The sequence below is a fragment of the Psychromarinibacter sediminicola genome (assembly GCF_029168335.1).
In the GTDB taxonomy this organism is placed as follows: domain Bacteria; phylum Pseudomonadota; class Alphaproteobacteria; order Rhodobacterales; family Rhodobacteraceae; genus Psychromarinibacter; species Psychromarinibacter sediminicola.
Map to the genome: position 1 here is coordinate 1 of NZ_JARGYC010000119.1, position 7709 is coordinate 7709.

The window sequence follows — 7709 nt, forward strand, 5'->3', positions numbered from 1 at the left end:
GGGGGATGTCATCCCCCCAGACCCCCCTGAGCGTATTTGCAACGAGAAGAAGCAAGCCGGGCCGGACCCGGTCGTGGGAGCTTTCGATCAGAGGCCGCCTTCGTCCTTCAGGAAGGCGACGATTTCGGCGATGCCCCTGCCCGTTCTTACCCCGGCCATGACAAAGGGCCGGCCCTGCCTCGCGGCGCGCGCATCCGCCTCCAGCTGGCCGAGGTCGACGCCGACATGCGGCGCCAGGTCGGTCTTGTTGACGATCAGCAGGTCCGAGCGGGTCAGCCCCGGCCCCTTCTTGCGCGGGATGTCCTGCCCGGCCGCCGTGTCGATCACGTAGAGCGTCAGGTCGGCCAGTTCCGGGCTGAAGGTGGCCGCGAGGTTGTCGCCCCCCGACTCGATGAAGATCACGTCGAGATCGTCGAAGGCCGCGCGCAGCTCGGCCACGGCGGCGAGGTTGATCGAGGCATCCTCGCGGATCGCGGTATGCGGGCAGCCGCCGGTCTCCACCCCGCGGATGCGCTCCAGCGGCAGGGCCTGGGCGCGCATCAGGTACTCGGCATCCTCCGAGGTGTAGATGTCGTTGGTGATCACGGCGACCGAGTAATCCGGCGTCAACGCGCGGCAGAGCGCTTCGGTCAGGGTGGTCTTGCCCGCGCCGACGGGGCCGCCGATGCCGACGCGCAGGGGGCCGTTGCCGCTCATGTCCGGAAGATCCTCACATCCATCGTCTCGTGCCGCATCGCTGCCAGATCGGCGCGGGGGGCGAAAGCGGTTATGTCGTCCACGCGGGCCTTTGCCGCCTGGTCCGCGATCTCCGCGACGGTCGCGTGCAGCCCGGCCAGCACCCGCTGCCCCTCGGCCTGCCCGAGCGGCACGAAGCGCACGGCGGCGCTGACGAGGTTCGAGGCGACCGCGTGCAGGTACTGCGCCGCCACCTGCGCCGGCGGCAGGTCGAGGCGGCGCGCGGCGACGCCCACGGCCACCGGGTAGGGCAGCGGGTCCATCGGCGTGCCGGTGGCGCCGGTAATGGCCTCGGCAAAGGCCCGGCCCTGCGCCATGGTCTCCTCCCAGCGTTCGCGGGAGGCGGCCAGCGCCCGGGCGACCGCCGCCAGCCGGTCTTCCGCCTCGCCGCGCAGCGCGCAGGCCAGCAGGATCGCGTCCGACCGACCGGCGCCGAGCCGCAGGATATCCTCCAGCCAGGCGGCCAGGTCGTCGGCCGAGGTCACATCGCCCGCGGCGATGGCCTGTTCCATTCCGTGGGAATAGGCAAAGGACCCGACAGGGAAGGCGGGCGACAGCCACTGCACCAGCGTCAGCAGGTCGCTCACGCCAGGGCCTCGCCGTCATCGTCGCCGTCTTCGTCGTCGTCGATATGCGTGTGCGCCGAATGGTGATGAACCGGCCCGTGATCATGCCCCATCGTCCGCCCGTGCCCATAGGCCCCGCCCTCGGGCGTGAACGGCTCGGTGACTTCGGCCACCTCGGCGCCCAGCCCTTCCAGCATCTGCGCCAGCACGTGATCGCGCTGGATCAAGAGCCGGCCGGGCTCGATCCGGCAGGGGGTATGGCGGTTGCCGATATGCCAGGCCAGCCGCGGCAGATCGCCGGTCACCTGCAACAGCGCCTCGGGCGCGGCCTCCACCGCGATCAGCCGGCCGTCCTCCAGCACGAAGGCATCGCCGTGATCCAGGCTGACGGTCGCGGCGAGATCGGCCAGAAACGCCATACCGCCCGCCGCCTGCAGTTTCCTGCGGCGCAGCAGGCGGCCGTCATAGGTCAGCACCACGCGGTCGGCGGCGGCCGCCTCCAGCGGCGCGCGACGGATCTCCGTGGCTCGCGGCAGCGCGGCGCTCACCGGCCCGCTCCCGTTACGGATAAGCGCGCCCGGCGAAATAGGTCCGGGTCAGGCCCTCGCGGGAATAGCCGCGCACGGCCAGCTGCGCGTCGGTCAGCGCGAACAGCGGCTCGTAGCGGCTGGCGGCGGCGAACCGGCGAAGGAAATGGCCGAGGCCGGCGCGCAGCGCCGAGCGCCGACGCGGCGTCGTGAGTGTCATGAGAGCGCTCCTGCTCATATTTCGGGCTGTTCGAGAACAGGCCATCAGATGCACAGGACGCGCGGCTTTTGCTAGGGGCGCGCGGAGATACCCGCCTTGCCCCTGCTGCATGGCTCGCACCCGCGCCCGCACCAAACCTAACCCCCTGCATCGCATCGCTCCTTTCGCCCCCGAAGTGTCCGACCTTTCGCGGGCGGAGACAAGGGTGGCGATGCGGGAACGTCCGTCAGAGAGAGGGGAGATCGCGGACCACGCGCCCCGCGCCCGCGCGTCAGCGCAGGCCGAAGACGCGGCGCGCGATCTCCTCGCGGCGCAGGCCCATGCGCGCCAGCTCCGCGTCGGTCTTGCGGTCGAGCGCCTCGAAGGCGAGCATCCGGTCGCGCGCCTCGCCGATCATGCGGAACGGCGCGGCAACGGCGTGCAGCAGGCGCGCAACGGCGTTCGAGTCGGTGTGGGGGCGGCCCTCGGCGGTCATCATGCTCATCGGAAACCTCGTGCGGTCCAGGGTTTTCTTGCGGTCACCCCCGATCTAGTTTCGCCGCAGCGCGGCAACAACGCACATATCCCCAACCCCGCCATGCACGCGGTTCATAGCCCTGCCCGCCCGACAGACACCCCATCGCGGCCACCCCCGCAGAAAAACCACCCCCCGCTTCTTCTGGCCCAAAATACTCCCGCCGGAGGCATCCGCCACGAGCCACCCCGCACCACCCCCTCAATGCCGGGCGCAAGCGCCCCCGGAGGCCGCGGGCGGGTGGGTGGGGCGGCCTCCGGGGGCGCGGCTCAGAACAGGAAATACCGCTGCGCCAGGGGCAGCTCCGCCGCCGGCGCGCAGGTCAGCAACTCGCCGTCGGCCCGCACCTCGTAGGTCTCGGGGTCCACCTCCATCGCCGGCGTCGCGCCGTTCATCACCATGTCCGCCTTGCCGATCTTGCGGGTGTTCTCCACCGGCAGCGTCTCCTTCGCCAGGCCCAGCGTCTGCGCGATGCAGCCCGCATTCGCCGCGTGGCTGACGAAGGTCACGGCCGAGCGTTCCACCGACCGCCCGAAGGCGCCGAACATCGGTCTTGTATAGACCGGCTGCGGCGTCGGGATCGAGGCGTTGGGGTCGCCCATCTGCGCCACCGCGATGGTGCCGCCGATCAGCACCGTCGCGGGCTTCACCCCGAAGAAGGCCGGATCCCACAGCACCAGGTCGGCCCGCTTGCCGGGCTCCACCGTGCCGATATGCGCCGACATGCCGTGCGCGATGGCCGGGTTGATCGTGTATTTCGCGACATAGCGCTTCACCCGGACGTTGTCGTTGTCGCCGGTCTCGTCGGGCAGCCGGCCGCGCTGTTTCTTCATCTTGTCGGCGGTCTGCCAGGTGCGGATGATCACCTCGCCCACCCGGCCCATCGCCTGGCTGTCCGACGCGATGATCGAAAACGCCCCCATGTCGTGCAGGATGTCCTCGGCGGCGATGGTCTCGCGCCGGATGCGCGACTCCGCAAAGGCCACGTCCTCGGGGATCGCCTTGTCGAGGTGATGGCACACCATCAGCATGTCGAGATGCTCTTCCAGCGTGTTCACCGTGAACGGCCGCGTCGGGTTGGTCGAGGAGGGCAGCACGTTCTGCTGCTCGACCACCTTGATGATGTCGGGCGCATGCCCGCCGCCCGCCCCTTCGGTGTGAAACGCGTGGATCGTCCGGCCCTTCATCGCCGCCACGGTGTTCTCCACGAACCCGCTTTCGTTCAGCGTGTCGGTGTGGATCATCACCTGCACATCCATGTCGTCGGCCACCGACAGGCAGCAGTCGATGGCCCCCGGCGTGGTCCCCCAGTCCTCGTGCAGCTTCAGCGCGCAGGCGCCGCCCTCGACCATCTCCACCAGCGCGGCCGGCTGGCTGGCATTGCCCTTGCCCGCCAGCGCCAGGTTCATCGGAAAGGCGTCGAAGCTCTGCAGCATCCGCCCGATATGCCAGGGCCCCGGCGTGCAGGTCGTCGCCATGGTGCCGGTCGCCGGCCCGGTGCCGCCGCCCAGCATCGTGGTCAGCCCGGAATGCAGCGCGTCGTCGATCTGCTGGGGACAGATGAAATGAATATGCGCGTCGAAGCCGCCGGCCGTCAGGATCTTGCCCTCGCCCGCGATCGCCTCGGTTCCCGGCCCGATGACGATGTCGACGCCCGACTGGGTGTCGGGATTGCCCGCCTTGCCGATGGCGGCGATGCGCCCGTCGCGCAGCCCGACATCGGCCTTGTAGATGCCGGTGACGTCGACGATCAGCGCGTTGGTGATCACCGTGTCCACGGCGCCGTCCGCCCGCGTGACCTGGGACTGGCCCATGCCGTCGCGGATCACCTTGCCGCCGCCGAACTTCACCTCGTCGCCGTAATGCGTCAGGTCGCGCTCCACCTCGACGAACAGCTCGGTATCGGCCAGCCGCACCCGGTCCCCGGTGGTGGGGCCGTACATGTCGGCATAGGCGGCGCGGGGGATCTGGGCGGGCATGGCGGCTCCTCTGGCGGGCAATTCGGTTCGCCCGAACGTTAGGGCGGGAGAGGCGCGACAGTCGAGTCCATCGCGCCCCGGCGCCGCGCAAAGCGCTGTCGCTGCACAGCAAAGAGGCAGCCTGCGAAGATTGAAATTGACGCAGGGTCCGGATTACCCTCACGCTCGCGTTACGGAAAGCGCGCGACTCATCCGGCTGCGGACCGGGCGCGCGCCTGACGCACAGGGAGACGACACTTATCATGACAAAACACATACTCACCGCGGCCTTCGTGCTGGGTGCCGGGGCGGCTATGGCCGAGCCCAGCGTCGAGCGCGGCGAATACCTCGTGCGCGGCCCCATGGGCTGCGGCAATTGCCACACGCCGATGGGCCCCGACGGCCCGATGCAGGATATGGAACTGGCCGGCCGGCTGGTCGAGAAGAACGACATGTTCACCGCCATCGCGCCGAACATCACGCCCTACGGCCCCGCCGGCAGCTGGAGCGACGCCGAACTGGCCCGCGCGATCCGCGAAGGCATCCGCCCCGACGGCTCGGTGATCGGCCCGCCGATGCCCTTCACCTTCTACCGGAACCTCGGCGACGATGACCTGATGTCGGTGGTGATGTTCCTGCGGACCCTGCCCGAGGTCGAGAACGACCCCGGCAAGTCCACCTACAACATCCCCCTGCCCCCGGCCTACGGCCCGCCGGTCGAGAGCGTGACGGCGCCCGAGCGCGGCGTGACGGTCGAGTACGGCGAATACATGGCCGGGCCCATCGCCCATTGCATGGAATGCCACACCCCGATGGGGCCGCAGGGCCCGATGGTCGAGACCGACCTTGGCCGCGGCGGGTTCGAGTTCCACGGCCCCTGGGGCACCTCGGTCGCCGCCAACATCACGCCGCACGAGGACGGGATCGCGGGCTATTCCGACGCCGAGCTGGAAGCGATGATCACCGAGGGCGTGCGCCCCGACGGCACCCGGATGAAACCGCCGATGCCCTACGGCTATCTCGCGCGGATGACGCCGGAGGATCTGGACGCCATCGTGCTCTACCTGCGCGACCTGCCGCCGCTGCCGGACGCCGAGTGACACGCGAGGCGGGGCCGCGCGACAGGCGGCCCCGCCCCCCGAAGCCCCCCTAAGCCTGGAACTCCTCGTCCACCGGCACCTGCAGCGCCGTGACCAGGCCGTTGGTCTCATGCGCCATGCCGATGACCGCCAGCAGCTCGCCCTGCATCTGCGCCGTCATCCCCTTGGCCCTGGCCGAGGCGGTGTGCGAGTGGATGCAGTAGGAACAGCCATTGGCCACCGACACGGCGACATAGATCATCTCCTTGGTCAGGGGGTCCAGCGCGCCGGGCCCCATGACCTGTTTCAGCCGGCCCCACGTCGCCTCCAGCACCTCGGGCTGATGCGCCAGCGCGCGCCAGAAGTTGTTGACGAAATCGGTGCCGCGGGTGGCGCGGATGTCGTCGAACACCGCCTTCGCGCGCGGGTCGAGATCGTCGTCGGACAGAAGCGGGACCGTCGCCATCACGTCACCGCCAGAACGCGGGCCGGCCCGCCGGTGCCCTGTTTGTGCTTGGGCGCCCCCACGAACACCGTGGCGCCGGTCGCCGGCAGTTGGTCGAGGTTGGCGAGGTTCTCGATCCCGTAGCGGCCGGCGGGCAGCCAGGAGTAATGCACCGCGAAATCCGCCGAGTTGCCGGGGTCGAGCGACAATGTGTCCACCCCGATGCAGGCCGCGCCCATGTCGAGCAGCATGTCGGTGGCCGACTTGGCGAAGCCCGGAAAGGCCAGGGCGCCGTCGGGCGTGTTGCGGAAGGATGCCTCGCCCACCTTCGCGCCCCAGCCCGAGTGCATCGCGACGCAGGCGCCCTCGGGGATCGCGCCGTTGGCCGACACCCAGGCCTCGATATCCTCGGCCTCGACCATGGCGTTGGCGTCGTCGGCGGCCTTGCCGGTAATGTCGACGACGCAGAGCGGGCACATCAGGTTTTCCGGCTCCAGCTCGGCCACCGAGGCGCCGTCGGGGGCGAAGTGCAGCGGCGCGTCGATATGGGTGCCGGTATGCTCGTAGATCGTCAGCTCCCAGATCTTGTAGCCGTCGGGATCGTGGTCGTATTGCGAGCTGTAGAGGATGCCGGGATTGCCGTCGAAGGTGGGAAAGTCGCCGTCATAGGCGTGGGTCAGGTCCACCACCTTGCCCGACGACTGCGCCAGCGCCGGGCGGGCGGACATCGCCCCCGCGGCCACCGCCGCCACCCCGGCGGCGGCGCCGCCCCGGAACAGATCGCGGCGGCTGAGCATCCCGGTCTTCACCTTGTCGATCACGCAGGCATGGCACATGGGTCTTCCTCCCTGTCATGGGCCGCTTGACGCGGCGGTTGTGCGGCCGCCCGGGCCGAGCGGCCCCGGCCCCTCATGCCGAGCGGCCCCGGCCCCTCATGCCGAGCGGCCGTCGTATAGCGTCGTCTGCAGCGCGCGGGGGTCCACCCCGTCGAGGCAGTTGAGGTTGATCGCCGCCATCGGCGTGCCGTCGGGCATCCTGCCGTAGGCGAAGCTCTCGATCCCGCAGATCGCACAGAACATGTGCCGGATCGTGCCGGTGTTGAACGTGTACTCGGTCAGGTCGTCCTCGCCGCGCTCCAGCGAGAACGTCTCGCGCGGGGCGAAGGCCAGAAGCGAGCCCAGCTTCTGGCAGCGCGAGCAGTTGCAGGCGATGGCAGGCTCCAGACGGTCCAGCTCCACCCGGTAGCGCACCGCGCCGCATTGGCATCCGCCCGTGTATTGCGTCATGCGAAAACGCCCTCCCTCAGCATCTTCACCCGCGGACCATGCCGGCGGCGGTAGAGATACCGCGCCCAGGCCGCATAAAGCGGGGTCGGAGGCCCCGCCTCGCTCCGGTCGTCCTGCGCCACAGTACACGGCACGACTTCTTCGGCTATTGTCAGATAGCGGCCCCGGTCGAGCGGAACGCCGTGCAGCGCCGACCCGCCGGGGCGCGGTCGAACTTTGCGATGCCGGAGACATAAGCATGTAGGTCTGACACTTGGTACTGTCCTCGCCAGAAGCGCCGCCCCGGGGGGCGGGTCTCTCGGGCATTTCGAAACGAAATGCCCTGCCGACAGGCGATTGCAGAGCAATCGCCGAGAGGCGGCGCTGCACGGCGTTCCGC

Annotated in this window: 10 protein-coding genes; 1 reads left to right on the top strand and 9 read right to left on the bottom strand. The window is 69.7% G+C overall.

The genetic code is table 11. The features are described from left to right. Positions 1 to 87: 87 nt before the first annotated feature. From ureG to ureC, 6 genes are all read right to left on the bottom strand, one after another. Positions 88 to 696, bottom strand: a complete 609-nt coding sequence (ureG, locus tag P1J78_RS23435; protein WP_275569804.1) for an urease accessory protein UreG — start codon at positions 694 to 696, stop codon at positions 88 to 90. Next, entirely contained in the window at positions 693 to 1322 is a 630-nt protein-coding gene (locus P1J78_RS23440; protein ID WP_275569805.1) for an urease accessory protein UreF, read from the bottom strand. The genes ureG and P1J78_RS23440 overlap by 4 nt, the downstream gene beginning before the upstream one ends. Continuing rightward, complete coding sequence (locus P1J78_RS23445) at positions 1319 to 1849, bottom strand: urease accessory protein UreE (protein WP_275569806.1); 531 nt, start codon at positions 1847 to 1849, stop codon at positions 1319 to 1321. Before P1J78_RS23445 ends, P1J78_RS23440 begins: the two co-directional genes overlap by 4 nt. Positions 1850 to 1862: 13 nt before the next feature. Further along, positions 1863 to 2048: a hypothetical protein gene (locus P1J78_RS23450; RefSeq protein WP_275569807.1), complete on the bottom strand. Its 186-nt coding sequence runs from the start codon at positions 2046 to 2048 to the stop codon at positions 1863 to 1865. A gap of 271 nt (positions 2049 to 2319) precedes the next feature. Beyond that, on the bottom strand, positions 2320 to 2532 hold the full coding sequence (locus P1J78_RS23455) for a DUF1127 domain-containing protein (protein WP_275569808.1): 213 nt from the start codon (positions 2530 to 2532) through the stop codon (positions 2320 to 2322). A 299-nt stretch (positions 2533 to 2831) separates the two neighbouring features. Next, the gene (gene ureC, locus P1J78_RS23460; protein WP_275569809.1) at positions 2832 to 4541 is read right to left on the bottom strand and encodes an urease subunit alpha; all 1710 of its coding nucleotides are present in this window, start codon (positions 4539 to 4541) and stop codon (positions 2832 to 2834) included. Positions 4542 to 4783: 242 nt separating this feature from the next. Here ureC and P1J78_RS23465 point away from each other — a divergent pair, with 242 nt between their 5' ends. Next, entirely contained in the window at positions 4784 to 5620 is an 837-nt protein-coding gene (locus tag P1J78_RS23465; RefSeq protein ID WP_275569810.1) for a cytochrome C, read from the top strand. Positions 5621 to 5669: 49 nt separating this feature from the next. On the opposite strand, the gene P1J78_RS23470 is transcribed toward P1J78_RS23465, so the two are convergent. The 3 genes from P1J78_RS23470 to P1J78_RS23480 form a co-directional block, all read right to left on the bottom strand. Continuing rightward, positions 5670 to 6065 carry a carboxymuconolactone decarboxylase family protein gene (locus P1J78_RS23470; RefSeq protein WP_275569811.1) on the bottom strand — a complete coding sequence of 132 codons (396 nt, stop codon included), beginning with the start codon at positions 6063 to 6065 and terminating at the stop codon, positions 5670 to 5672. Continuing rightward, complete coding sequence (locus tag P1J78_RS23475; protein ID WP_275569812.1) at positions 6065 to 6880, bottom strand: cyclase family protein; 816 nt, start codon at positions 6878 to 6880, stop codon at positions 6065 to 6067. The genes P1J78_RS23470 and P1J78_RS23475 overlap by 1 nt, the downstream gene beginning before the upstream one ends. A 96-nt stretch (positions 6881 to 6976) precedes the next feature. Next, positions 6977 to 7330 (bottom strand): GFA family protein, encoded by a 354-nt coding sequence (locus P1J78_RS23480; protein WP_275569813.1) that lies wholly within the window; start codon positions 7328 to 7330, stop codon positions 6977 to 6979. Between the last annotated feature and the right edge of the window lie 379 nt (positions 7331 to 7709).